The organism is Roseateles sp. (assembly GCF_049240545.1).
In the GTDB taxonomy this organism is placed as follows: domain Bacteria; phylum Pseudomonadota; class Gammaproteobacteria; order Burkholderiales; family Burkholderiaceae_C; genus Paucibacter_A.
In genome coordinates, this window is record NZ_JBMLSK010000374.1 from 48,666 (window position 1) to 74,869 (window position 26,204).

The 26,204-nt window shown below is 62.9% G+C and carries 20 protein-coding genes and 1 riboswitch; of the genes, 11 read left to right on the forward strand and 9 right to left on the reverse strand.

The annotated features are described in order from the left end of the window. Positions 1–180 precede the first annotated feature (180 nt). From ACOVRJ_RS22755 to ACOVRJ_RS22765, 3 genes are read left to right on the forward strand one after another with little or no spacing between them, the layout of a single operon-like run. Positions 181–2,268: a diguanylate cyclase gene (locus ACOVRJ_RS22755; protein WP_422046104.1), complete on the forward strand. Its 2,088-nt coding sequence runs from the start codon at positions 181–183 to the stop codon at positions 2,266–2,268. Next, entirely contained in the window at positions 2,265–4,361 is a 2,097-nt protein-coding gene (locus tag ACOVRJ_RS22760) for a diguanylate cyclase domain-containing protein (RefSeq protein ID WP_422046105.1), read from the forward strand. The genes ACOVRJ_RS22755 and ACOVRJ_RS22760 overlap by 4 nt, the downstream gene beginning before the upstream one ends. 44 nt (positions 4,362–4,405) lie before the next feature. After that, entirely contained in the window at positions 4,406–6,070 is a 1,665-nt protein-coding gene (locus ACOVRJ_RS22765; protein ID WP_422046106.1) for a SulP family inorganic anion transporter, read from the forward strand. Here ACOVRJ_RS22765 and ACOVRJ_RS22770 read toward each other — a convergent pair. From ACOVRJ_RS22770 to ACOVRJ_RS22780, 3 genes are read right to left on the reverse strand one after another with little or no spacing between them, the layout of a single operon-like run. Continuing rightward, on the reverse strand, positions 6,060–8,054 hold the full coding sequence (locus tag ACOVRJ_RS22770; RefSeq protein ID WP_422046124.1) for a cation:proton antiporter: 1,995 nt from the start codon (positions 8,052–8,054) through the stop codon (positions 6,060–6,062). The genes ACOVRJ_RS22765 and ACOVRJ_RS22770 overlap by 11 nt on opposite strands. 35 nt (positions 8,055–8,089) lie before the next feature. Continuing rightward, on the reverse strand, positions 8,090–8,338 hold the full coding sequence (locus tag ACOVRJ_RS22775; RefSeq protein WP_422046107.1) for a TfoX/Sxy family DNA transformation protein: 249 nt from the start codon (positions 8,336–8,338) through the stop codon (positions 8,090–8,092). A gap of 11 nt (positions 8,339–8,349) precedes the next feature. Then, on the reverse strand, positions 8,350–8,739 hold the full coding sequence (locus tag ACOVRJ_RS22780; protein WP_422046108.1) for a VOC family protein: 390 nt from the start codon (positions 8,737–8,739) through the stop codon (positions 8,350–8,352). Positions 8,740–8,860: 121 nt separating this feature from the next. Next, a riboswitch (yybP-ykoY riboswitch) is annotated at positions 8,861–9,012 on the forward strand. 55 nt (positions 9,013–9,067) lie between these two features. Here ACOVRJ_RS22780 and ACOVRJ_RS22785 point away from each other — a divergent pair. From ACOVRJ_RS22785 to ACOVRJ_RS22795, 3 genes are all read left to right on the forward strand, one after another. Continuing rightward, positions 9,068–9,649 carry a TMEM165/GDT1 family protein gene (locus tag ACOVRJ_RS22785; RefSeq protein ID WP_422046109.1) on the forward strand — a complete coding sequence of 194 codons (582 nt, stop codon included), beginning with the start codon at positions 9,068–9,070 and terminating at the stop codon, positions 9,647–9,649. 111 nt (positions 9,650–9,760) lie between these two features. After that, a complete protein-coding gene (locus tag ACOVRJ_RS22790; RefSeq protein ID WP_422046110.1) occupies positions 9,761–10,915 on the forward strand; it encodes a response regulator in 1,155 nt (384 codons plus the stop codon). 27 nt (positions 10,916–10,942) lie between these two features. Then, positions 10,943–14,110, forward strand: coding sequence for an ATP-binding protein (locus ACOVRJ_RS22795; protein ID WP_422046111.1), 3,168 nt, complete (start codon positions 10,943–10,945; stop codon positions 14,108–14,110). A gap of 23 nt (positions 14,111–14,133) precedes the next feature. Here the strand turns inward: ACOVRJ_RS22795 and glpK are convergent, their stop codons facing one another. Further along, complete coding sequence (gene glpK, locus ACOVRJ_RS22800) at positions 14,134–15,627, reverse strand: glycerol kinase GlpK (protein WP_422046112.1); 1,494 nt, start codon at positions 15,625–15,627, stop codon at positions 14,134–14,136. Positions 15,628–15,650: 23 nt separating this feature from the next. Between glpK and glpD the strand changes: the two genes are divergently transcribed. The 3 genes from glpD (at position 15,651) to ACOVRJ_RS22815 (ending at position 20,427) form a co-directional block, all read left to right on the forward strand. Continuing rightward, positions 15,651–17,204, forward strand: a complete 1,554-nt coding sequence (gene glpD / locus ACOVRJ_RS22805) for a glycerol-3-phosphate dehydrogenase (RefSeq protein WP_422046113.1) — start codon at positions 15,651–15,653, stop codon at positions 17,202–17,204. Between the two features lie 174 nt (positions 17,205–17,378). Further along, the gene (lepB, locus tag ACOVRJ_RS22810) at positions 17,379–18,128 is read left to right on the forward strand and encodes a signal peptidase I (protein ID WP_422046114.1); all 750 of its coding nucleotides are present in this window, start codon (positions 17,379–17,381) and stop codon (positions 18,126–18,128) included. A 187-nt stretch (positions 18,129–18,315) separates the two neighbouring features. After that, positions 18,316–20,427, forward strand: a complete 2,112-nt coding sequence (locus tag ACOVRJ_RS22815; protein ID WP_422046115.1) for a TonB-dependent receptor plug domain-containing protein — start codon at positions 18,316–18,318, stop codon at positions 20,425–20,427. 56 nt (positions 20,428–20,483) lie between these two features. Here ACOVRJ_RS22815 and ACOVRJ_RS22820 read toward each other — a convergent pair whose 3' ends face one another. Both ACOVRJ_RS22820 and ACOVRJ_RS22825 read right to left on the reverse strand, forming a co-directional pair. Next, positions 20,484–21,086 carry an urease accessory protein UreE gene (locus ACOVRJ_RS22820; RefSeq protein ID WP_422046116.1) on the reverse strand — a complete coding sequence of 201 codons (603 nt, stop codon included), beginning with the start codon at positions 21,084–21,086 and terminating at the stop codon, positions 20,484–20,486. A gap of 49 nt (positions 21,087–21,135) precedes the next feature. Continuing rightward, positions 21,136–22,134: an alpha/beta hydrolase gene (locus tag ACOVRJ_RS22825; RefSeq protein WP_422046117.1), complete on the reverse strand. Its 999-nt coding sequence runs from the start codon at positions 22,132–22,134 to the stop codon at positions 21,136–21,138. Positions 22,135–22,159: 25 nt separating this feature from the next. On the opposite strand from ACOVRJ_RS22825, the gene ACOVRJ_RS22830 reads away from it, so the two are divergent. Both ACOVRJ_RS22830 and ACOVRJ_RS22835 read left to right on the forward strand, forming a co-directional pair. After that, positions 22,160–22,681: an ABC transporter ATP-binding protein gene (locus tag ACOVRJ_RS22830; RefSeq protein ID WP_422046118.1), complete on the forward strand. Its 522-nt coding sequence runs from the start codon at positions 22,160–22,162 to the stop codon at positions 22,679–22,681. A gap of 150 nt (positions 22,682–22,831) precedes the next feature. Beyond that, a complete protein-coding gene (locus tag ACOVRJ_RS22835; RefSeq protein WP_422046119.1) occupies positions 22,832–24,103 on the forward strand; it encodes a Glu/Leu/Phe/Val family dehydrogenase in 1,272 nt (423 codons plus the stop codon). An 83-nt stretch (positions 24,104–24,186) separates the two neighbouring features. On the opposite strand, the gene ACOVRJ_RS22840 is transcribed toward ACOVRJ_RS22835, so the two are convergent. The 3 genes from ACOVRJ_RS22840 to ACOVRJ_RS22850 all read right to left on the reverse strand — a co-directional run. Next, positions 24,187–24,786 carry a hypothetical protein gene (locus ACOVRJ_RS22840; RefSeq protein ID WP_422046120.1) on the reverse strand — a complete coding sequence of 200 codons (600 nt, stop codon included), beginning with the start codon at positions 24,784–24,786 and terminating at the stop codon, positions 24,187–24,189. Between the two features lie 18 nt (positions 24,787–24,804). Next, complete coding sequence (locus tag ACOVRJ_RS22845; RefSeq protein WP_422046121.1) at positions 24,805–24,999, reverse strand: YqaE/Pmp3 family membrane protein; 195 nt, start codon at positions 24,997–24,999, stop codon at positions 24,805–24,807. 173 nt (positions 25,000–25,172) lie between these two features. Beyond that, positions 25,173–26,204 (reverse strand): CAP domain-containing protein (locus ACOVRJ_RS22850; protein WP_422046122.1); only part of this gene is annotated, 1,032 nt, incomplete at its 5' end.

Here is a 26,204-nt window from a genome sequence, read left to right on the forward strand (position 1 = left end):
TCAGGCGTCGAACCCGTAGAAGCGCGGGTTCGTTGCTGCCGCGTGTTCACTACACTGCAACGCGAGCCGCCCCGGCGCTCGGCCCAGCGCGTTAAAAATGTCTCAGGTCGGGCCAGGCTTTGCTTGCGGGGGGGCGCGGTTTGAATCAAGTCCGGTGGATGAAGGCCGATAGAGGCGGTGATGAGCACAGGTGATTTCTCAGGCGAGCTGGCATGTTCCCGCGTGGGCGCTAGCTTGGCCGTGAGGCTGCTTCGGTGCGTGCTTTTGGCTTTGTCCTTGCAGGTCGTGGCCCTACCCTGGGCGAATGCCGATGCGCCGGTGCAAGCGCAGTTGGATCGCATCGAGCGGCGCGGCAGTCTGCAGGCCGCCGATTCTTTGCAAGAGTTGGAGCGCTTGCAAAGCCGCCTGCAGCCCGGCAGCAACGAGGTTCTTCAGCTGCTGTTGTTGAAGGGCAATTTGTTGATGAGGCTGCGGCAGGACGAACAGGTCACCCGCGTGCTTGCCGAACTGGCTAACTGGCCGTCTGAGAGCAACAAGCCGCAGGCGAGTTTGGTCGCCCATCTGCTGAACGCCCGCCGCCTGGCTATGGCGGGTCAATTGAATGCAGCCAAGAAGGAACTGGCGGGCTTGGCCGCCTACACCCCGCAGAGCACGCCGCTGCCCCTGTTGTTTAACGCGCATCAGCTCTTGGGTCGCTTGCAATCCGACACCGGGCAGGTCGAAGCCGCCTTGACCCATTTGCATCAGGCCTTGAAGCTGGCCGAGGACAGTGGGGTCAGTTGGCGTCGGGCTCTGGCGCGGATTGATTTGGCCGATGCCTATGTGCAAGCCCTGCAGTTCGAGCGGGCGGAGCAGACCGTTGCCGAGGCGCTGAAAGACGTGGAGCGTGACCCCGACCCCATGCTGCTGTACTCGGCGCACACCATGCGCGGCATCATTTATGCCGAACTGGGCCGGACTGAGTTGGCCGCGCAGGCCAAGCGAGAGGCCTTGCAGGTGGCGCGGCAGTCCGGCGCGCGGGACCGCATCGCTCTGGCCTTGGCCAACTACGCCGACTTTCATCTGAAGCAAGGCAACTATCCAGAAGCCTTGAAGCATGCCGAAGAGAGCCTGCCGCTGGCTCGCGAGGAGAAGGACCTGGCTGCGCAATCGGTTGCCCTGGCCAATATGGGCCTGGCCAAGATCGCCCTCAAGCGTGTGGCGGAGGGCAAGCGCGATGTGATCGCCTCGACCGAGATCGAACTCCAACGGGGCGCACTCAACGGTGCGGCACTGGGTTTGAGGGAGTTGGGCCAATACCTGGAAAGGGCGGATGATGGGGCAGGCTCCATCGAAGCCTACCACCGCCACCGCGAGCTGATTGACCAAGTCTTGCGCGAGGAGACCATGAAAGCGGTGCTGGAGACGCAGGCCAGCTACGACGACGAGCGCCGTGGCAAGGAGTTGGAGCTGCTCAACCGCGACATGAGTCTGAAGAGCGAGCAATTGCTGGCGCGCAATCTGCAACTCAAGCTTTGGGCGGCCTTGGCGGGTTGTGTCTTGCTTTCCGGTGTTTTGATGTTCTTGGCCTACCAGCGCATCCGCAAGACCAATGAGAGCCTGGCGCAAAGCAATGCGGCCCTGCGCAAGCAAAGCGAACGCGACCCCTTGACGGGTTTGTCGAATCGCCGCCACTTTCAGGCAGCGATCAAGCGACTGGCGGATCAAGGCAAGCTCAGTGGCACGGTGTTCCTGATCGACATTGACCATTTCAAGCGCATCAATGATGTGCATGGTCATGCGGCCGGTGACACGGTGCTGGTGGACATCGCCAAGCGCTTGCGGGCCATTCTGCGCGAGGAGGATTTGGTGGTGCGCTGGGGTGGCGAGGAGTTTCTGATCGTCGTGGAGACGCGCGATCCGGACTATGCCAACACCCTGGCCCAGCGACTGCTGGACCAGATGGCAGAGTTGCCCGTGACCCATGGTACTTTGCATATTCCGATCACCGCATCGATCGGATTTGCGACCTTTCCCGTGGCGCCGCAGGGTCTGGCCTTGAGCTGGGAGCGCGCAATCGATCTGGTCGACACCGTCATGTATATGGCCAAGGCCCATGGACGCAACAAGGCCTATGGCATCGAATCCATCGACGCCAACGATGAGCCCACGCTGCTGGCTTTGGCCGGCCGCATGGAAGCCGCTTGGCACGAAGGCCGCGTCAAGCTGCGGGCGCTGAGTGGGCCGAGCAGCCCGGCCTTGAATCCAGAACTGGTGGCTGAGGCATGACGCCTCGCATGCGCCTGTCTGGGCGCCTTGTTGCCTTGTTTCTCTTGGCCAGCCTGTGCACTGGGGCGCAGCGGCCAGCCTGGGCGCAAGCCGCGTGGATAGAGCGGGCCGCCGCGAGCAGCCTGCCGGCTGCGCCAAAGCTTGATGCGGCGCTGGATCAAGCGCTGAGCGCCCTGCAGCGCCAGGCGTTCGATCACCCGGATCAAGCCTTGCAGGCGCTGCGGCGCTTGCAGTCCGATGCCGCATATGCCGCTTTTGAGGCGCAGATCTTGTCGGCCGAAGGCCGCATCCAAATGCGGCTCGGTAACTCGGCGCAAACCTTGGCGATTGCGGACCGACTCGCCCAAGACCCACAGCGGCTGGCACGCGCCCATGTTTTGCGGGCCGAGGAGGCCGACTACGCCGGCCGTTCCGAAGAGGCCGCCGAGCATGCGGCCAAGGCCTTGAGTGCCCTGGCGCCCTGGTGCTCCGCGGAAAGAGAGGCCAAACAGTCGCTTCAGCTGGGATGCGACTTCCGCAATGCTTGGGCGGCCTTGCGACTGATTGAAGAAAAGCAACAAGGCGACGGTGCTTTTGCGCAGGCCGAAGTCACTGCGCGCTGGCGCCAGGCGTTGGCGGATGCCAGTGGCGACGAGCATTTGCGCGCCTTGAGCATGGGCGCCTTGGCGCTGTTGAGCCAACGCATGGATCAGCCCGAGCAGGCCAAGCGCTGGCTGACGCAGGCGCTACAGCTGGCGCAAGGCAACCCCCTCTTGCAGGCCCATGTGAAAGGTTACGAGGCGACTCTGGCCTCTCGCCAGGGGCAGCTCGAGGTCCAGGTGCGCGCCTTGGATGAAGCCCTGGATCTGGCCAACAAGGCCGATGCGCCCCATGTGGCGGCCTATATGCAACTCAATCTGGCGGATGCCAATCTGCGTTTGGGGCAAGCGGCCAAGGCCAAGGCCTTGGTGCTGCAGGCCTTGCCGACCTTGCAGCGCTATGGCGATCAGCGGCCCGAGCGCTCGGCGCGCAACAACCTGATTCAGTCCTTGATCCTGCTGCGGCAGTTTGAGCTCGCCCATCGCGAGATTGCCAAGCTCGATCTGATGCCCAAAGACCAGGCAGGCAAGGTCCACTTGATGGAAGAGTTGCGTGAGCAAGCTGAGGCCTGGGCCGCGGCCGGCCGACCGAAGGAGGCGATTGCTAACTTCCATCAAGAACGCAAATTGAATGCGGAACTGGTGGCGCGTAACCGCGAGAGTTCATTGGATCAGTTGAAGGTCAAGTTCGACAGCGAGCGCAAGCAGCGTGAGCTGGAACTGCTGATGCGCGACAAGTCCTTGGTCGAGCGGCAACTGGCCAATCGTCAGTTGGCGCAACAGGTCGGTTTCGCCGTGGCCGTCTTGTTGGCCCTGTCCTTGGTCTTGGCGGGCGTCATGGTCAAGCGGGTACGGGCCGCCAACAAAAAACTCAAGGCGAATGAGGCCTTGCTGCGCGCGCAGAGTGAGCGCGACCCCTTGACCGATCTGGCCAACCGGCGCTATTTCCTGGCGGTGATGGAGCAGCAGCAAACGCCCCAGCAAGCCAGCTTCAATGGCGCATTGATGATGATCGACATCGACCATTTCAAGCACGTCAACGATCAGCATGGTCATGGCATCGGCGATGTGGTGATCTGCGAAGTCGCCCGGCGCTTGAGCCATGCGGTGCGGGCCGAGGACTTGGTGGTGCGTTGGGGCGGCGAGGAGTTTTTGGTGTTTGCGCCCGACGTCAGTCAGGAGCAGCTCAAGGCCCTGGCCGAGCGGGTCTTGCAAGGCGTGGGTGCGACGCCGATCGACACCGAGGACGGCCCCTTGCGCATCACCGTGTCGGTCGGTTTCGCTCACTTTCCGCTGCCGCCTTCGAACCTGGTCCTGCCTTGGGAGCAGGCGGTCAACTGGGCCGATATGGCGCTCTACACGGCCAAGTCCCAGGGACGCAACCGCGCCATGGGCATTGCCACGGTTGACGCGCGCGATACCGACGCGCTGACCCAGATTGAGGCCGACTTCGACGCGGCCTGTTCTTCGGAGCGGGTCAGTCTGATTCAAGTGCTAGGCCCCCAGGCCGCTTGACCCTGGGTCGACTGCTGCGGCCGGGCTGAGACAATTCATCCATGATGAGAACAAGCCCAGCCCCGAGTACGCGTCGCGAGTTGTTGCGCGCCGATCTGATGGCGGCCTTTGTGGTCAGCGTCTTGCTGATTCCCCAAAGCCTGGCCTATGCGATGTTGGCGGGCTTGCCGGCGCAAGTGGGTCTGTATGCCAGCCTCCTGCCCTTGCTCGCCTACGCGGCCTTGGGTTCCAGCCCGGTGCTGGGGGTCGGCCCGGTGGCGGTGCTGGCGCTGATGATCGCGCAGGCCCTCGGTCAGTTGCCTGCCGGCGTCAGCCCTTCGGAAGGGGCCTTGGTCTTGGCGGCGCTGATCGGCATCTTTTTGTTCCTCGCGGCACTGCTGCGTCTGGATGCCTTGGCTTCGCTCTTGTCGGTGCCGGTCTTGCATGGCTTTGAAACCGGCGCCACCTTGGCCATTGCGATGAGTCAGTTGCCGATCTTGCTGGGCAGTTCGGCCAAGGGCTTCGACCTGCCTACCTTGGCCACGCAGTGGCTCCATGCGCCGCTCCTTTGGCAAGGCTTGACGGCGCTCTATGGCTTGCTCACCTGTGCCGCCCTGCTTGCGGCGCGGCGTTTTCTGCCGGTGAACTGGGGGCGATTGATGCCGCTGGCTTTGCTTTTGGCGGCCATGGGCATGGCGTTCTGGACCGGCGCCGATGCGCAAGGTGTCCAACTCGTTGGCACCTTGCCCCCTTTGGACTTGGGTCTCACCCTCCCGCGCCTAGATCCGGCGCTGTGGCTGAGCCTGCTGCCGGATGCGCTCTTGATCGCCTTGATGGCCTATGTGTCCAGCCTGGTGGTGGCCGAGTCCTTGGGGCGTCGGCGTGTCAAGCTGGGCGATGCTCGCGTCAATCCGGCTGCCGAGTTGCGCGGTTTGGCCGCGGCCAATGTGGCGGCAGCGCTGAGTGGCGGCATGCCGGTGGCCGGCAGCTTCTCACGCAGCGTCTTGCTGCACGATGCCGGCAGCCGCACGCGCATGAGTGGCGTGTTCGTGGCAGTTTTCATGTTGCTGGCCATGCTTTTGTTGGCGGCGCCCTTGGCTTGGTTGCCGAAGTCGGTGCTGGCGGCCACCATCTTGGTGGCGGTCTTGTCGGGTTTGAAGTTCAAGCCCTATGCCGAGGCTTGGCGTTATGCGCGCCCCGAGGCCTTGTTGATGGTGGCCGTCACCCTGATCGTCTTGTGCTGGAGCGTGGCCGCCGGCTTGGGCCTGGGGGTGCTGGGCTCCATCGCCTTGTTGCTCAAGCGCACGGCGCAGCCCCATGTGGCCTTGCTCGGTCGGGTACCCGGCACCGAGCACTACCGAAATGTCGACCGTTATGCGGTGGAGCGTTTGTCCGATGTGATGGGCTTGCGCATCGATGAAAGCCTTTTGTTCACCAATGCCCGCACCCTGGCCGATGTGGTGCAGGTGCATCTGACGCAGAACCCGGGGGTCAAGCGGGTGGTGATCATGATGTCACCGGTCAACAGCATCGACTTCAGTGGCCTGGAAGCGTTGCGCGAGCTGCATGACAGCCTCAAGCGCCAGGGCCTGCGCCTGGATGTCTCCGAAGTAAAAGGCCCGGTGCTGGATTTGCTCAAGGCCAGCGACTGGACGCGTTGGTTCGAGGGGCAGCTGTTTCTGAGTCATCACCAGGGCATGATGGGCGACGAGGACTGGGTCAGTCCCTGAGCAGTTTTTCTTCGGCCAGCGCCAAGGCCTCGGGCAGTCCTGAGAGAACCAAGGTGTCGCCAGCCTCGAGGATCAGTTGATCCTGCGCCGGCACCACGGCCCCGCTGGCGCGGCGCACCGAGACCACGGCGACGCCGACCGCATGCAAGGCCAGCCAGCCCAAGGTCTGATGTGCATACATGCTCAAGGGCGGCAAGGTCACGGTGTGCAAGCGGGCTTGATGGCGTTCTTCGGTGGTGTCGTCATCGGCGCCATGGAAGTAGCCGCGCAAGAGCCCATAACGCGCATCGCGGGCATCACGGGTCAGCCTAATCACCCGCCGCATCGGCACGCCCACCAGGGCCAGCGCATGGCTGGCGAGCATCAAGGAGCCTTCGATGGCTTCGGGCACCACTTCGGTGGCGCCGGCTGCGCGCAGGCGCTCCAGATCGCTGTCGTCAATCGTGCGCACCACCACCGGCACCTGCGGCGCATGCGCCTGCACCAGACGCAAGATCTTGAGTGCAGAAGGCGTATCTGGGTAGCTGATCACCACGGCGCTGGCGCGTGCCAGGCCGGCGGCCATCAGGCTTTGCAGTCGGGCCGCATCGCCGAACACCACGCTCTGGCCCGCAGCGGCCGCCTGCCGGACGCGGTCGGGGTCGAGGTCCAGGGCCATATAGGGAATGCTCTCGCCGTCCAGCAAGCGGGCCAGGTTCTGACCGCTGCGGCCGTAGCCGCAGATGATCACGTGGGCCGATGACTTGATCGACTTCTTGGCAATCGTCGTCAGTTGAACCGACTGCAGCATCCAATCGCTGCTGGACAGCTTCATCACGATCGTGTTGCTGTACATGATCATGAAGGGCGATGCGAGCATGGACAAGACCATGCTGGCCAGGACCGGGCTGACCCATTGCGGGGCGATCAGCTGATGTTGCGCGCTCAGCGTCAGCAGCACGAACCCGAACTCACCGGCTTGAGCGAGGTAAAGGCCGGTGCGCAGTGAAACGCCGGTGGGAGCCTTGAAGAGCTTGGCCAAACCCGCGATCAAGGCGAACTTCGCCAAGATCGGAATGGTGCTCAAGATAACCACCAGCAGCCAATGGTCGGCCAGGGTGCGCCAGTCCAGCTTCATGCCGATGGTGATGAAAAACAGGCCCAGCAGCACATCGTGGAAGGGCCGGATATCGGTTTCCACCTGATGTTTGAACTCGGTTTCGGCAATCAGCATGCCGGCGACAAAGGCCCCCAGGGCGAGCGAGAGGCCAAAGTGCTCGGTCAACCAGGATAGACCCAGGGTCACCAAGAGCAGGTTCAGCATGAACAGCTCGTCATTCTTGTGTCGAGCTACCAGCGTCAGCCACCAGCGCATGACCTTTTGGCCACCGATCAGCAAGATCGATAAAAGCACCACGGCCTTCAATCCCGCCCAGCCCAGGGCATGCGCCAAATCGCCGCTTTCGCTGCTCAGCGCCGGAATCATCACCAGCAGCGGCACGACGGCCAAGTCCTGGAACAAGAGCACGCCGATGACGCGGCGGCCATGCTCGCTTTCCAGCTCCAGTCGCTCGGCCATCAAACGTGCAACGATGGCGGTGCTGCTCATGGCCATGGCCGCGCCCAGCGCCAGACCGCCCTGCCAGCTCAGCTCCCAGTGCATGCCGAAGGCGCCGAACAACCAGACCAAGAGAAAGTGGCCGGCCACCGTGCCGAGAATGGTGAGCGCCACCTGCAACAGACCCAAGCCGAACACCAGGCTACGCATGCTGCGCAACTTGGCCAGGTTGAACTCCAGGCCGATCACAAACATCAGGAACACCACGCCGAACTCGGCCAAGTAGCGGATGCTGGCGGTGTCCCCGGCCAAGGCCAGGGCGTTCGGTCCAATCAACACGCCCACGGCGAGGTAGCCCAAGATGGGCGGCAGCTTGAGCGAGCGGCACAGCGCCACGCCCAGGACAGCGGCAACCAAGTAAAGCAGGGCGAGATCCAGCGAGGTCATCATGACCCCGATGGTAAGCGCAGCATCAAGGCGGCTCAGCGCGGCGCCAGCCCTAAATCGTCCAATCGCAAGAGCAATTCACTGCGCCGCTCGCGCGCGACCTGGCGCCAGTCCAGGTCCTCCTGTGCGCCGATCAGGGCGTAAAGCAGATTCATGCCGGCCGCCGGCCACTGCTGCTTGAGCCGGGCATAGAGGGCCACCGGCTCATGCCGGCGCAACTCCTCCAGGGTATCGATGCCCAGCGCCGCCAACTGGGCACGACTGCGGGGTCCGAGGCCGCGCATGGGCGCGAGCCTCAGCCCATCGGCGAGCAGAGTTCCACCAGCGTGCCGTCCGGGCAGCGCACATAGGCCACGGTCTGGCCCCAGGGTTTGGTCTTGGGCGGATTGACGGCGCTGGCGCCGGCCTTCAATGCTCGATCAAAGGCCGCGGCTACATCGCTCGTACTCAGGGCAATCTCCATGCCCAGCGGTGCGGCGCTGTTGGCGGCGACGACATAGTCTCGGCCGACGCTGTCGTGCGCGGTGGCATGGTCGACAAAAGCCAAGGCTGTGGGGCCGGTTTCGACTTCGCCATAGCAGCCGGATTCGTGCAGAAAACGGGTGGGCAGACCGAAAGCGGCCTCGAAGAACTGCAAGGATGCAGCCACATCCGTGACATAGACGATGGTGTAGGTGAATTGCATGGATTTGCTCCTTGGGTGGCGCTGGATCGAGAACGCGAGCCATCATGCCAGCCCGCCACTGACAAGGCTTGGCAGCAGCAAGACCTGACCCCGAGGACCGAGCCTAGGGGCAGGCCTTGTTACAATGGAGGCGTCATTGGGGAGTAGCCGTTGCACTTGAGGTGCAGGCCCGCGTCAACACAATTGATCCCACAGGATCATGCCGCTGGCAGCAGCAACAGGTCGATCACGACCTTTCTGCCTGGCAAGACCTTTGACCACCCACTCCTGCTTTGCGGCCGGCGTGTGCGTGGTCATCGGGTTCTCAAGCCGGCCGCGAAAGAGTGATATGGAAGCTTTTCTCGTCTCCACCGGCCTCGTGGCGCTCGCCGAAATCGGCGACAAAACCCAGTTGCTGGCCTTTTTGTTGGCCGCGCGTTTTCGCAAGCCGATCCCGATTTGCCTGGGCATCTTGATCGCCACCTTGGCGAATCATGCATTTGCCGGTGCGCTGGGTTCATGGATCACCGCTCAAGTCAGCCCGCAGGTTTTGCGGTGGGTGCTGGGCGTCGGTTTCCTGGCCATGGCGGTTTGGACCCTGATACCTGACAAGATTGACGATGAGATCGAAGGCGGCAGCCGGCTGAAGCTGGGCGTCCTCGGCACCACTATCGTGGCCTTCTTCTTGGCCGAAATGGGCGACAAGACCCAGATCGCGACGGTGGCGCTAGCGGCTCGCTTCAATGACTTCATCGCGGTGGTGGCGGGCACCACCTTGGGCATGATGCTGGCCAATGTGCCGGCCGTTTTGTTGGGCGACCGCATCGCGCACAAGATACCGCTGCGCTTGGTGCATGGCATTGCGGCATTGATTTTTGCGGCCTTGGGTATCGCCACTTTGATGGGGCTTGGCGAGGGGCTGGGGCTTTGATCGCTTAACGCGGCACCGATGCAACACAGACGCCTTGGCTTGGCCTGAGATTGCTGGTTCAATAGGCCTCTGTTTTCTTGGGTTTGCTCAAGCTTGCAAGGGGAGCCATCAATGACAAAGCGTTCACGTGTGTTGCTCGTTGACGATGACGAGTTGACCCTGCAGATGTTGGAAGCCACTTTGGAGGAGGAGTTTGAGGTCACCAGTGTCACCAGTGGCACGGAGGCCTTGGCACTTTGCTCCCAAGAGCAGGCCTTTGATTTGATCGTCTTGGATGTCGACATGCCCGTACTGGACGGGTATGAGACCTGCAAGCAATTGAAGAGCAGCCCGACCAGTGCCGATATTCCGGTGATCTTTCACTCGGCTCGCGTCAGTATTGACGAGCGTTTGCAAGGTTATGCGGCGGGCGGTTCCGACTACCTGCCCAAGCCTTTTGACGCGGGCGAATTGATTGCCAAGATTGGCCTGGTGCTGAGCAATCGCGCCCGGCAACTGGAGTTGAGTGGGCAGCTGGAAGAGACCATGAATGCGGTCTTGTCCACCGCCGACATGATGGGTGAAGCGGGTGTGGTGCTTGAGTTCCAGCGTCAGTTGGGCGCTTGCAGCAGCTATGCCGAGGTCGCGCAAGCGGTTTTTGATGCCTTGCAGCGCTATGCCCTGGAAGGCAGCGTGCGCATCGAAGGTCGTGGCGAGTTGATCGCTCGCAACAGCCGAGGCCCTTGCAGTGCCTTGGAGAATTCCATTCTTGACCATCTGATTGCCCAGAAGACCGGGCAACGGATCCGCCCATTGGGTCCGCACACCGGCTTTGTCTATGGCTCGGTGGTGCTGTTCGTGCGCAATCTGCGCATGGACCGCGGCAGCGATATGGATCGCGCAGAGTCCGAGCGCATGGGCCGAGCGATTGACAATGTGGCCATGTTGGTCGAGGGGGCCATCGTTCGGGTGGCGGCGCTCGACACCGAATTGGCCACCCGTGATCTCGCCGATGTGCGCTATCTGGTCAATATGACGCGCAACGCTTTGACGGATATCTCGGCGCGCAGCCACACGCAACGCATGGAAGTGCAGCGTGCGTTTGAAGACCTCTCCGAAGAAGTTGAAGCCAGTTTCATGAAGCTGGGTTTGACCGATGATCAAGAGAACTTCCTGAGCAGCATCATCAAGAAGCATGCGTCGCAGGTGATGGCTTCGCTGGACAAGAGTCAGGAAGTCGAGCAGTTCCTGGGGCGTGTGATCAGCAAGCTCAATCAGCAAGCCTAGAGCGGGCAAGCAGCCATGTCGGCCGCAATGGACGAGCGTTTGGGCGCTGCTTTGATGCCGGCCCAGGCGCCGCGCGAGGAGTCGCTGAGCGAGCTCAAGCAGAGGCTCGATCAACTAATGGCGCGCAGCGCCCAGGTCTTTCTTTTTCTTGTGATTTTGGGTGCCCTGGCGCAGATGCTGACGTTGGCCATGAGCACCGAGCAGACTTGGCCGGAGCGGGTGTCGCGCATGGGCACCAGCGCTTGCGTGCTGGCCATTGCTTTGATCTCCGTGGCCCTGGCGCGCATGGTGGGCGTGCGTGCCGCGACCGCCTTCTTCAGCATCACCGCCATGCTGACTCTGTTTGTGGCCGCAGCCCTGTATGGCGTGGGCCTGCATTCCTCGGGCATGGCCGGGGTTTTGCTCTTGTTGGCGGCCATGGGGCTGATGGTCGGCCCTCAAGCGGCCAAATGGGCCACCCTGGGCGCGGTGCTGGGCTATCTGAGCTTGTGGGCGCTCGAGGCCTACGGTGTGATTTCCGGTGTCAATCGCAGCAACGGCCCGCCACTGGCCAGCTATGCCACGGTGTACATCGTCACCTCTTTGGTTTTGGGCTGGATGGCGCTGCGCTACGGCAGCTTGTTCTGGGAAGTGACCGGTTCGCTGGAGCGTTCGCGCCGCCTGCTGGTGGAGACGGTCAAGGCCCAGCAGACGGCGGCTCAGAGTCTGCGCGAGAGCGAGGAGCGTTTGCGCATCCTCTTGGACAACTCGCTGACCTGCATCCAGATTCTGGAAGGCGACACCGGCGCCTTGCGCTTCGCCAACGCCCAGACCTTGGTGGTCTATGGCTGCACACGTTTGACCGAGCTCGATGCAAATCTCATGTACCCCGGCGAGCCCTTCTCCAGCGAGCAGATGCTGAAGCGTTTGCGGCAAACGGTGGAAGTCGGAACGGCCCAGTATTTTGAGTGGCAGTCGCGTCATATGGACGGCTACCCCATCTGGTGGGATGTGAAGTTAGACCGCTTGCAACTGGGTGAGGAAGTCTGTGTGGTTCTGTTCGCCCATGACATCACGGCGCGGGTGCGAGCCGAAACCGAGTTGCGCATCGGACGCGCGCGGCTCGAAGACGAAGTCCAAGCCCGCACCGCCGAGTTGCTGGCCGAGAAGCAACTGATGCAAGACATTTTGGAGGCCCTGCCCATCACCCTGAGCATCCGGGATCTGCAGGGACGCTACACCCTGGTGAATCGGAACTTTGAACAGGCCACTCAGCTGACGCGGGCGCAGGCGCTGGGCGCGAGCGCGCGTGAGTTGTTTGCGGCCGAGGTGGCGGCCGAAATTGCCGATGGTGACGCCAAATTGATGGCCGGGACCAGCAGTCTCACGGTGGAGCGGCAGTTTCCCGACGGCGCGGGCGTTGCGCATGACTATCTGATCACCACCGTCCCACTGCTGGATGCCAATAAACGGCCGCTTGCGGTCTTGAATCTGGGCACCGAAGTCACGTCTTTGAAGCGACTGCAGCGCGAGTTGAGCCAGGCCAAGGATGAGGCCGAGCGGCTGGCGGTGGCCAAGAGCGACTTTCTCGCCAATATGAGCCATGAGATCCGCACACCGTTGAATGCGGTACTGGGCTTGGCGCAGCTTGGGGTCAGCCGCAGCGGTGATCCCGCCGCGGCCCGCAGCGGCTTTGAGCGCATTGTTCGCTCCGGCCGCCATCTGTTGGGCGTCATCAACGACATCCTCGACTACTCCAAAGTGGAAAGCGGCAAGCTGGACATTGAAAGCCTGCCCTGCAACCTCAGCCATCTGGTCAAGGAGGTGACCGATCTGGTCTCCGAGCGAGCTGACGCCAAGAATCTGCGGCTTCGGATCGAATACAAGGCCAGCAAGGACTGGGTCATGCTGGACGCGCTGCGTGCCACCCAGATTCTGGTCAATCTGCTGTCCAATGCGATCAAGTTCACCGACAAAGGCCGCGTGGTCCTGAGCGTGGAGCAAGTGGCCGAACGTTTGGTGTTCAGCGTCTCGGACACCGGGGTCGGTATTGCGCCGGAGCAGCTCAAGCGGGTCTTCACCGCATTTGAGCAGGCCGACTCTTCGACCACGCGCAAGTTCGGAGGTACAGGCCTTGGCCTGAGCATCAGCAGCCAGTTGGCCGCCTTGATGGGCGGCAGCATCACGGCCAGCAGCCAGGTCGACAAGGGCTCTTGCTTCACGCTGGATCTGCCCTTGACGCTGGCCACGCCAGAAGTGGCGCCGGCGGAGGCCACCGCGCCGATGATGCTGACCGTGGAGATCGGGCCTGATCCGCTGCGCGGCCTGCGGATACTGATCACCGATGACGTCGACATCAATCGCGAGATTCTTCAAGACATGTTGAGTCACGCGGGTGCCGAAGTGATGGCCTCAGACAGCGGGGCGCAGGCGGTGGCTCGTCTGCGAGAGGCCGGACCGGATGGCTTTGATCTGGTCCTGATGGATATCCAGATGCCTGATATGGACGGCTACGAAGCGACAAAACGCCTGCATCAGTTGGCGCCCAAGCTCAAGGTGATCGCCTTGACGGCGCATGCGCTGCCTGAGCAACGACGTCGCTGCTTGGCTGCCGGCATGGTCGCGCACGTCACCAAGCCGATTGATCAGGCCGAATTGATTCAGGTGCTGATGTCGCAGGCGGAGGATTTGCCGCGACGGGCGCTCAGCCCGCATCGTGCGACATTTGCGAGCATGCCGCCTACGCCGCCTACGCCGCCTACGCCGCCTACGCCGCCTGGGCCGGCAAGCTCGGAGCCTTTGGCGAGTGCGCCGAAGGCGGATCTCGACCTGACCGAGACGACATCCTTATGGCCGCAGATCCCTGGCACCGACTTCGATGCGGCCTTGACCCGCTGTGCCGGACGTCAGGAGTTGCTCGCCAAACTGCTGGGCACATTTGCCAAGCAATATGCGCAGCACCTGACCCAGTTTGAAGAGGCGCGCATCAACGGCTTGCCCTCGCTGTGCAGCGCTGCCCATCGTTTGCGAGGCTTAGCCGGCAATCTGGGGCTGGACAGCTTGGCGCAGCGAGCCTCGGCCCTGGAGCTGGCGGCCGGCCCCAAAGGTAATCCGGCAGAAGTACCGGAAGTGCTGGATGCGCTGAACCGTGAGTTAGGCCCACTGGTCAGCGAGGTTGCCGAGTGGCATCGGCGTTATGGACTGCGGGCGCAGTGAGGCCAAGCGGCAGCAGCTGGATCTCAAGTCGCGCAGGCTTGCCGAACCGCGTGTTCCCACTGACTCATCAGTTCATGTGCGCGCTCACGCGGCAGCGTCGGGCGGAACACCCGCTCGGCCTGCCAATGCCCGGCTAGCTCCGCCAAGTCGCTGTACAGACCGCTGGACAGGCCGGCCAGATAGGCTGCACCCAAGGCCGTGGTTTCGATCACCTTGGGGCGCAGCACCGGGATGCCCAGCAGATCCGCCTGGAACTGCATCAAGAGGTTGTTGACGCAGGCGCCACCGTCCACGCGCAACTCGCTGACCGGCGCGCCGCCGGCGGCCAGCGCGTCGCGGCTCATGGCCTGCAGCAGCGCGGCGCTCTGAAAAGCGATGCTCTCCAGCGCTGCGCGTGCAATATGGGCCACGCTGGAGCCGCGCGTGAGGCCGACGATGGCGCCGCGTGCGTCGGCATTCCAGTAGGGCGCGCCCAGGCCGGTGAAGGCGGGCACGAACATCACGCCGCCGGCATCGGGCACGCTTTCGGCCAAGGCTTGAACTTCGGCGCTGCCCTTGATGGCTTGCAGCCCATCACGCAACCACTGCACTACCGCGCCGCCGATGAAGACGCTGCCCTCCAGCGCAAACTCGGGCGTGGCCGTGGCCTGCGCGGCGCTGGTGGTGATCAAGCCATTGGCTGAACTCTGAAACTGCGAGCCGGTGTGCATCAGCATGAAGCAGCCGGTGCCATAGGTGTTCTTGGCCATGCCCGGCTTGAAGCAGGCTTGGCCGAACAGCGCGGCCTGTTGGTCGCCGGCGATGCCGCCAATCAGGATCTCGCCGCCCAGGTGCTCGGCCGCCACCTGGCCGAAGCGGTGCGCCGAGGGGTAGACCTCGGGCAGCACCGAGCGCGGAATGTCCAGCGCGGCCAGCAAGTCATCGTCCCAGCTGTTGCTGTGCACATTGAAGAGCAGGGTGCGCGAGGCATTGCTGACGTCGGTGGCGTGCACCGCGCCGTTGGTGAGTTGCCAGACCAGCCAGCTGTCAATGGTGCCAAAAGCCAACTCGCCGCGTGCGGCCTGCGCACGTGCATCGGGCACATGGTCAAGCAGCCATTTCAGCTTGCTGCCGGAAAAATAGGCGTCGATCACTAAACCGGTTTTCTGCTGGACCAAGGGCCCCAGGCCCTGCTCGCGCAGCGCCGCGCAAGTGGGCTCGGCGCGCCGGTCTTGCCAGACGATGGCGTGGTGCAGCGGCAGGCCGGTCTTGCGGCTCCACAGCACCGTGGTTTCCCGTTGGTTGGTGATGCCTAAAGCACGGATGTCGGCAGCCGTCAGGCCGGCCTTGCGCAGTGCTTCGCGGGCGGTGTCCAGCTGGCTGGCCCAAATCTCCATTGCGTCGTGCTCGACCCAGCCGGGCTGCGGGTAGATCTGCTTGAACTCGCGCTGCGCCATGGCCACGATCTGGCCCTGTGCATCAAAAACAATGGCCCGTGAACTGGAGGTGCCTTGGTCGAGTGCCAACAAATAGCGCATCGGTCTTGCCTTAGAGTAGCGTGATGGATCATTTTGACGTACTGGTGGTGGGTGGTGGGATCAATGGCGCGGGCATTGCTCGCGATCTGGCAGGGCGCGGCTGGACGGTGCTGCTGGCCGAGGCCTCGGACTTCGCGGCCCACACTTCCTCCAGCAGCACCAAGCTGATCCACGGCGGCTTGCGCTACCTCGAGTACTACGAGTTTTCGCTGGTGCGCAAGGCGCTGCAAGAGCGCGAGGTGCTGCTCAAGAGCGCCCCCCACATCATGTGGCCGCTGCGTTTTGTGATGCCGCATGACGAGGCCATGCGCCCCAGCTGGTTGATCCGTATGGGCCTGTTCCTCTACGACCATCTGGCGCGCCGCGAGGTCTTGCCTGGCTCCAAGGGCGTGAACCTGCGCGCCTCGGTTTTGGGCGAGCCGCTGAAGACCCAGTACCGGCGCGGCTTTGTTTATTCCGATGGTTGGGTGGACGACGCCCGCCTGGTGCTCTTGAACGCCCTGGACGCCCAAGCCAAGGGGGCCGAGTTGCTGACCCGCAGCCCAGTCACCCAAGTGCAGCGCGACGCCGAGGGCTGGACCGCCCGCATCCAAACCCCGCTGGGCGAGCGCCAGGTGCGTGCTCGCGCCCTGGTCAATGCGGCCGGCCCTTGGGCCGAATCCTTTTTGCGTCAGGTGGCCCAGCCCGCTCGGGGCGAGGCCTTGGCGACCAAGAGCCTGCGCTTGGTCAAGGGCAGCCACATCATCGTCAAGCGCTGCTTCACGCATGACCATGCCTACATCTTCCAAAACCCCGACAAGCGCATCATCTTCGCTATTCCCTACGAGGGCGACTACACCCTGATCGGCACCACCGATGTGGAACTGCCGCCCGATGCGCTGGCCGGCTTTGCCAAGGCCAGCATCAATGAGCAAGAGATTGCTTACCTGTGCGAGCAGGCCAGCCGTTACTTCGTCAAGCCGGTGCTACCTAGCGACGTGGTCTGGAGCTATGCCGGCGTGCGGCCGCTGCTCGACGATGCATCCGGCGATCCCTCCGCCGTGACGCGCGACTACTTGCTCGAAACGCACACTGACGGTGCGCCGCTGCTGAGCGTCTGGGGCGGCAAGATCACCACCTTCCGCAAGCTGGCGGAAGACGCGGCCGAACTGGTCGGCCAAATGCTGGGTGAGACCCGCAAGCCTTGGACCGAAGGCGCCCACTTGCCCGGCGGTGATCTACAAACTTGGATTGGTGCACCTCAGCCCGGCGCAGCGGCCGACCCGGCGGGAGACTTCGAACGCTTGGTCGCGGCCGTGCAGTCGCGCTACGCCTATCTGCCGGCCCCACTGGCGCGCCGCTTGGCGCGGGCTTACGGTGCCCGGGTGGACCGCGTGTTGGGCGCGGCCAGCCGCTTGAGCGATCTGGGCCAAGAGGTGGCGCCGGGCCTGTACGCCATGGAACTGCGCTATTTGCAACGTGAGGAATGGGCCCGCAGCGCCGAAGACGTTTTGTGGCGCCGCTCCAAGCTGGGCCTGCACTACACGCCGGCCCAGCGCCAACAAGTGGCCGCCTGGTTTCATCAGAACCCGGTCTGACGCTACCCCGCCCGCAGTGACCCCGGCTTGGAGTCACCCAGGCCGCCATTCATCTCAGCCGACCCGCTATTCGCCGCATCGCCCTGGCTTGAGCACCAAGCCTAGGCCAGACTTCACTCCGAAGTCGGCACCTCTTGTGCCAGACGCAGACCCAGCAGCGGGAGTTAATGCATCATGGCGAACGGCAAGCCTCAAACTTCGGCAATCAAGACCTGGAGCAGCGCATGGCTGCGTGAGAACCGCGGCCTGATCCTCTTCGTGCTGTGCTTCGGCGTGTTCCGCACCGCCGTGGCCGACTGGAACCCGGTGCCCACCGGCTCGATGCGGCCCAGCATTTTGGAAGGCGATGTGGTGCTGGTGAACCGTCTGGCCTATGACGCCAAGCTGCCGCTCAGCGATATCAGCCTGGCGCCGCTGGGCGAGCCGCAGCGCGGCGATGTGGTGGTGTTTGCCTCGCCCCAGAACGGCACGCGTTTGATCAAGCGCCTAGTCGGCCTGCCCGGTGATGAGATCGAGTTGCGCGGCAATGCCTTGTTCATTAACGGCGAGGCGGCGGCCTACAGCGACTTTGCCGCCACCACCGAAACCGTTGGCGCCGGCTTTGTGGTCGCGGCCAAGCGAGCCACCGAAACCGTGGCCGGCCACAGCCGCCGTGTGCTGGTGCTGCGTGGCTTTGGTGACCTTTCCTCAGCGCCAAAATCGAAGGACATGGCCGACAAGGAGCCGCATTTCGGCCCCATGCGCGTGCCCGAAGGCCACTACTTCATGCTGGGCGACAACCGCGACAACAGCGAAGACTCGCGCTTCATCGGCCCGGTGCCGCGCCGCTTGCTGGCCGGGCGCGCCCAACACATCCTGGTCTCGGCCGACATCACCGATCGCTGGCAGCCGCGCTGGGAGCGCTGGGTGGCGGCCCTGCGTTGAGGTCGGTGCTTGCCTGACTTTTGGCAGGCATGACTTCTGCGGGCGGTGTCTCGTATCGACACCCTTGGGTGCGTATTCCGCGACTTTGCTGCTTCGACCGGCGTTTGTCTCCGACACCAGCGAGACTGCGGCCCGCAGCGAGCGGTCTGCGTTTGTGGAGCCCGCTACCAACCACGATGAGGGATTTATGAACAGCAGTCAGCAGCGCAGCTCGAATCGGCAAAGCGCCCAATCTCAAGCCCATCAGATCGCGCCTTTGCGCCCGCTGTGGATGGCCTTGGTGGCCATCTGGGGTGGCAGTTTCGCCGCGCAGGCGATGGCACAAAGCGCGCCCAAGGCGCCCAGCCCTGCGGCAGTCTCGGCGGCTGCTTCGAACCCAAGTGCGGACGAGCAGCCCCAGAAGCTGGCGCCGGTGCAGGTCAGCTCCAACCGTCAGCCGGCCAGCAAGTTTGTCTTGACCGGCGAAGAGCTGACGCGGGTTGCCGGCACCGGCGGTGATCCGGTGCGGGCGCTGCAAAGCCTGCCCGGTGTGGTGTCCACCAGCGACAGCAATGCGGCCCCGGCGATTCGCGGCTCGCGCCCCGAGGACAACACCTACTACATCGACTTTCTGCCGGTCGGCTATGTCTATCACCTGGGTGGTTACTTCAGCGTGGTGCACAAAGACCTGGTCCAGCAGTTTGATCTCTACACCGGCGCTTTTGGCCCGGAGTTTGATGATGTGCATGGCGGCGTGGTCGACATCACCTTGCGCAAGCCGCGCACCGACCGCTTGGGCGGCGTGGTCAATGTCGGCGCGCTGGGCGCCGATGTCTTGGTCGAAGGCCCGGTGGCGCAAAACCAGAGCTTTTACTTTGCCGCCAAGCGCAGCTATATCGACCTGATCATCCGAAAGGACCAGACCGACAAGGACAGCGGCGTGGTCTACAGCATGCCCAGCTTCAGCGACTACCAGGCCAAATACCTGTGGAAGCTCAACCCCAGCAATGAGCTGACCTTCCATGCCACGGGCGCGGCCGACAAGCTCAAGCTGTTCCGGCCGGCCGATAGCGATGTGGCGATTCAGGAGCCGGCCTTGGCGGGCACCTCGCGCGCCAACTTGTCCAGCAACACCCAGGCCGTGGTCTGGGACTCGGTGCTGAGCCCGCAGATCAGCAACAAGCTGGCCATTGGCCATATGGACTACGTCAACAAGTCCAAGGCGGGCAGCGCAGCCGATCTGGACTTGAAGCAAGACAGCTACTTCTTGCGCAATCAGCTGCGCCTGCGCCTGGGGGACTCGCATGATGTGACCGCCGGTGCGGTGGCCTTTGTCAACAAGCTCAAGCTGGGCTTGAACCTGCTGGATGCGCGCTGCACCGAATTCGAGCCCGATTGCGACATCAGCAGCGCGCCGCGCAAGAACTTGCAGGATGACTTGTCGATCAACTACACCAATCTCTACCTGAAGGACCGCTGGCAGTTGACGCCCGACTTTGCCGCCACCGTCGGCGTCCACTACACCCGAGATGGCTACCTCAAGCGCAACTACACCGAGCCACGCCTGGGTCTGGAATGGCGCGCCTTGAAGAACACGGTCATCAATGCGGCCTGGGGCAAGCACAACCAGTTCCCCGATGGCATCCAGGTCCTGAAGGAGTTCGGCAATCCGAAGCTCGGCCATGTGCAGTCCGAACAAACCGTGCTGGGCGTGACGCAGCGCCTGTCGCAGGGCTGGTCGGTGAAGGCCGAGGTCTACCAGAAGAGCTTTGAGAACTTCGTGCTGAGCGACCCGACGCTGAACTACATCAATGGCGGCAGCGGCACGTCCAAGGGCCTGGAGCTGTTCGTCAAGAAGGACTTGACCGACAAGCTCTCCGGCTGGCTCTCGGTCAGCCTGGCGGAAACCAAGCGCAAGAACGACGTCACCGGCAAGGAGTTCAAGTTCGAGTACGACCAGCCGGTGGTGATCAGCCTGGTGGGCAATTACAAGTACTCGGACAAATGGACCTATGGCGCCAAGTGGAGCTATCACAGCGGCAATCTGATCACCCCGGTGGTGGGCACCCGGCGTGATGCGGGCGGCCGCCTGCGCCCGGTCTATGGCGAACTGAACTCCGAGCGTCTGCCGGCTTACCACCGTCTGGACCTGCGCGCCGACTGGCAATACTCGAAGCGGGCCAGCTACTACTTCGAGCTGAACAATGCCTACAACCGCAACAACATCAGCGGCTATGAATACACGGCCGACTACAGCAAGCGCAAGAAGGTGTCGGAGCTCGGCCTGATGCCGAACGTGGGCTTCGAGTACAAGTTCTGAGTCGATGCCTGATCAAGGCCGAGTCCTCTCAGACGGACTCGGCCTCTGTTTTCAGCTCAGTGATCGTGCTTGCAGCCGGGGCCGTGCACATGACCGTGGCCATGGTCGTGCCCGTGATCATGTGAATGACCATGGCCATGATCGTGTGAATGGTCATGCCCGCAGCCCGGCCCATGCACATGGCCTTCTTGATGCGCCAGCACTTCGGGCAGTTGGCTCAGCAAGGCCGGTGGATCGAAGGGCGCTTCCAGCGGCGCCAGGGCGAAATGCTGGCGCTCCAGCCATTGCGCCAACTCCGGGTCGCCGGGCAGACGCAGATGGTCCTCATGCGCTTCCATATGCACATGCATCTCACCCAGCTGGTGGGCCAGGCGCAGCAGGTCGCCCAGGCCTTGTTGGGCGGAGGGGCGCACCAGCAGCAGGGGCTCGGCCACCGCTTCGACGCGCATCAGCGAGCCGTCTTCGGCCACCAGCACATCGCCGCCGCGCAGCGTGGTGCCGGCCGGCAAGCGCAGGCCCAGCTCATGGCCCTGGCCATCGCTGAGATTGGCTTCGTGGTGCTGGCGCGCCGCAAAGGGCAAAGACAAAACGCCGGCGCGCTTCAGCAGCACCGGGGCCAGGCCGGCCCCTTGGGGCAGCAGTTTGTTGATGATCAGCATGGGGACTCGGGTCGCGCGCCGAGGGGGCGCGGGTTGGGGTGAAGATGGGTCAAGACTTTACGGCATTCGCCTTGGGCGCTGTGCTGAGCGCCGAGCAAACCCCGGCCGGCCAAGGCCTTGCCTCGGGCCCGGAGAAGCGCGGCGGCAAGACGCTGACCATGCCTTGCAAGGACTGCTTGTAGCGCTCAGCCGCCTCGCGGTGCAGACCGCTGTGGCTGCCTTTGGCAATTTCCACCCAGCAAACGCCGGGCCGAGCCGCATCGCGCAAGCGCCGGCCGAGGTCCACCGGCACCAGTTTGTCGGCATCCCCGTGCAAGATCAGCGTGGGCGCATCGACGCGGGCGATCTTGTCGATGGACTCAAACCTCAGCGAGGTGATGGCCGCGCCGATGCGGCCCAGCGTGCCGGCCGAGGCCGCCACATCGGGCATGCGGGTGAAGGTGGACTCCAGCACCAGGCCGCCATAGTCGACGCCACGGCGCAGCTGGCTGGCCAGGCTGACCGCCACGGCGCCGCCCATCGAGTGGCCAAAGATGACGCGCTTGCTCGCATCGGGCTGGCGCTTCACCAGTTCAGCCCAGGCCCGCGCGGCGTCGGCATCGATGCTGGCCTCGTCAGGGATGATGGGGCTGCTGTCGCCCCAGCCCCGGTAGTCCACCGCCAGCACCGCAAAGCCCGCATCGCGCACCGCCTCGATCTTGGGCAGGTTCCCGTACAAACTGCGCAGCGTGCCGTGCAGGTACAGCAGGGTCGGCGCTTGCGGGTCGGGATGCGGCAGCCACCAGATCGCCAGGCGGTCTTCGGTGTTGGGGGGCGTCGCGCCATTTTGGCTGGGGACCTGCAGGGTGTAGCGTAGGTCGCCGGGGCGCAGACCCGTCGCGTCATCCAGGAATGCCGCGGGCCGCCCCGGTGAAGGCCGCAGCACCAGGGCGCGCTCCTTGGCGGACAGCCAGGCGCAGCCGCTCAAGCTCAGGGCCAGGCACAGCACAGCGCCGCTGCGCCAAGGCAAAAGTCGGCGCTTGCGCGCATCGGAGAGAATCCGCGCCATCCCTTGCTTTCCTGCTTTTATGACCATGCGAACAAAACGCTCCGGCATGCTTTCTTCTTTCTTGTGGATGGGACTGGCCTTGTCAGCCTTGTCGGGCAAGGCTGCGGCCATGGATCTGACCGAAGCCTTGGACGACAAAAACGGCCACTGGCGTCTTGCCGTTTCCCCCTACACCTTGCATTTTCACCCGAGCCCCGAGCATCGCTATGTCTGGGCGGTGGGCATTGAGCGCCAACAGCACAACGACTGGCTGGCCGGCGCCTCTTTCTTCAGCAACTCCTTCGGCCAGGAGAGTGGCTTTCTCTATGTGGGCAAGCGCTACACCGGCTTGATGGCCAGCTATCCCAAGCTCTATGCCCAGTGGACGGCCGGTATTTTGTATGGCTACAAGGGCGAGTACAAAGACAAAGTGCCCTTCAACTACCGCGGCTTTTCGCCCGGCGTGCTGGCCGGTCTGGGCTGGACCTTTGACAACAAATGGGCGGCGCAGGTCAACATCTTGGGCGACGCCGGCGTGATGCTCAAGCTCAGCTACGACTGGCACTGAGCCGCACCGGGCAACGCTGCTCCGACAGGCCTTCCTCAAGGTTATGCGCAAGCCGCATAGCGGCATGTAGACAAGGCTTGGCTTTTGGGGCCGAGTGGTATCGAAGTCGAGATACCGTTCGGGCCACCAAAAGTTACGGAGCATTACTGAATGTCCAACCTGTCTTTTGTTGCGCCCACGCGCAACAGTCCCTGGGGCACCTACCTGTCTCAGATCGATGCTGTGGAGCCCTATCTGGGCCATCTGGCGCGCTGGGTCGAAACGCTGCGCCGCCCGAAGCGGGCGCTGATTGTGGATGTGCCGATCGAGCTCGACAACGGCACCATCGCTCACTATGAAGGCTATCGCGTCCAGCACAGCCTGACCCGCGGCCCCGGCAAGGGCGGCGTGCGTTACCACCCCGATGTGACGCTGGAAGAAGTGATGGCCCTGTCGGCCTGGATGACGATCAAGAACGCGGCCGTCAACCTGCCTTACGGCGGCGCCAAGGGCGGCATCCGCCTCGATCCCAAGCAACTTTCGCAAAAAGAGCTGGAAAAAGTTACACGCCGGTACACCAGCGAGATCGGCATCATCATCGGCCCGCAGCAGGACATCCCGGCGCCCGACGTCAACACCAACGGCCAGATCATGGCCTGGATGATGGACACCTACTCGATGAACGTGGGCGCCACCGCCACCGGCGTCGTCACCGGCAAGCCCATCGCTTTGGGGGGCTCGCTGGGTCGTGTGCAGGCCACCGGCCGTGGTGTGTTCGTGATCGGTCGCGAAGCGATGCGCCGTCTGGGCATCGAGATGGAAGGCGCTCGCATCGCCGTGCAGGGCTTCGGTAACGTCGGCTCCATCGCCGCCAAGCTGTTCGCGGCCAGCGGCGCGCGCATCGTGTGCGTGCAAGACCACACCGGCACCATCCTGAACGAGCGCGGTTTTGATATGCAGAACCTGCTCGACCATGTGGCCAAGACCGGCGGCGTCGGTGGCTTCAGCGGCGGCGACAAGATCGCCAACGAAGACTTCTGGAAGGTCAAGAGCGATGTGCTGATCCCGGCCGCCTTGGAAGGCCAGATCAGCAAAGAGCGCGCCGAAGGCCTGCAAACCCGCCTGGTGCTGGAAGGCGCCAACGGCCCGACCACGCCCGACGGCGACGCCGTGCTGGCGGATCGTGGCATCGTGGTGGTGCCGGACGTGATCGCCAACTCGGGCGGCGTGACCGTGTCCTACTTCGAGTGGGTGCAAGACTTCAGCAGCTTTTTCTGGACCGAAGACGAGATCAATGTCCGCCTGGACAAGATCATCACCGGCGCCTTCAAGCACATCTGGGAGGTGTCGGAGCAGCACCGCATCAGCCTGCGCACCGCCGCCTTTGTGGTGGCTTGCACTCGCGTGCTCGAAGCACGCGAAGAGCGCGGTTTGTACCCTTGATGTACTGAGGCACTCAGGTAAAGGCGAAAGGCCACCCTCGGGTGGCCTTTTTTTCATGCATCAACTGTTTTGCTTACTGAATTTCACTCGGAGATCTCTTTGCACTCATATCGCAGCGCATCTTTCGTCACTACGGCTGTGAGCGGCGCGCCGAGATCAAGTGAGGGTGGCACCCCTTCGATCCGGTAAACGGCCCGCCCGCCCACTGGCAGCACCAACCAGCCTGAACTGGTTGGTTCTATCCGCTTGGCGTACAAGCTATTCCCCTGGACACCCGCTGTTTCTTCGAGTCGAAACCACTTTTTCCCTTGATACAGGGTGACTCCAGCAACGCCAACCGGGAAGTTGGCGAAACCTTGGATTCTCTCCAGAGTCACAGTCATGGACTTGTCGATGCGAGACGAGGAGAAGCTCAAAGAAAAGGCGCCGTCGCTGGTGCCCGCGTCACGGAATGCTCCCGTCGAACAATAAGCCGTGTCTTTCGTCCCAGTGCGGACAAAGCTATCACTGCTCGGGTCCCAACGAAAGCGTTGTTCAGCACGACCACCGGAACCTGCGGCCCCAATGACCGACAGGGTCATTGAGTCCTTGATCGAAACCTGGGCCCCGGTCAGGTCCATCGTCCCGCCGTTGGCATGGGCGCCAGCCACAAGCAGTGCGCACGCAAAAAGCTTTTTCATCATTCGTTCTTCCTCCTGTTGTTACTGGGCCTTAGCCAAGGCTTGCTTGATTTTCTGGTCTGTCTTGTACTGCCCCAAGGCGTAAACGGCCCAAATTGAGGCTGGAATCCACCCAAGAATCGTGACCTGCAAGAGAAAGCAAAACACCCCGGCAAACGGCCTGCCGATGGTGAAGAACACGGTAAATGGGAGAAAGAGTGCCAATATGAGACGCATGCTTGTGGCCTTTCTGAGGGGAGCTGTTTTTTTGAAGTGAGCCTCTCGCGACTGAACGGCGGGCTGCAAGAGTTCGTTGACGAGCAAAACGACTGAAAGAGGAAAAAGGCCGCGCCTCAGAAAAGACGCGGCCTTCTTATGTGGCAGTTGCCGCGTGGGGCAACTTCTTGGCTTTACTTCCCGTCGCCTGTGGTGAACTGCCAAGCCTTGGCGAACGGAGCGCCGTCAATCGTGCCGCTCACTTGGGCGGTGTAGACCGTGTTGGGAGCCAGGTTTTCACGCGGGATCAAGAAGACCTCGTTGTTCACCATGTTCTGCTCGCGCAGGCTTTGCTTGATGCTCGTCACCGACTTGTCGTAGGTGAACAGCAGCACCGACTTGCCCGAGGCGGAAGTCAACGAAGCATTCGAGACTTTGAGCAGCTTCACCGCACCAGTCGAACCGACGCCGGTAGCCTTCAAGAAGATCGGCTGGCCGTTGCTGACCTGTGGGCCGAAATTCATGCCTTCGAACGGGTCAGGACTTTCTGGCTGGAAGGAGGTTGCAACGTTTGTTGAGCCTTCGCATGGATAGTTCACCAAGGCTTCGCCTGATTCTTGAATTGAAGCGCCGGCTGCGCGCCCAAAATTCCAGGTTACGGCGGCCACATTCTGTGCTGGTTTGGGAATCGGAATACCAGCAACCATATGCTCAGGAATCGTATAGAACTTGATGCCCAAGCCAACTTCACGGAAGTTGCCCAGCGCAGCGCTCAAATGGAACACAGTGCTCAAGAAGCCTCGGCTGGCGTAAAAACCAATGCTGCCGTTGGTGCTGTCTGCAAGGACAGGCCGTGTGCCTGCGTTTTCACCAGCGGAACCCTTGTAACCCGCTGCTGCGGCCCGGTCTGTTGGCGTTACGCCAGTAAAGCCAGGTGAGCCGGCCACTTGGGTGTGGGTATTCATAACATTCAGGCCGGCAATCGAAGCCAGCGCAGTGTAGTTGCTGTGAGCAGCAGCGGCGGTATCCAAAGCCTTGGATTGAGCAAGAAGGCCAAATCCACACTTCAGTCGAGCGGCATTCAAATGCTCATAGGCGACCTGCTCGGAGCTGCCGGAGGTGTAGGTGGCGGCGGGCACAGTCGTCTGCAAAGTGCTGAATGGAGCAGGAGAAGGAGCAGGAGCAGGAGCAGGAGCAGGAGCAGGAGCAGGAGCAGGAGCAGGAGC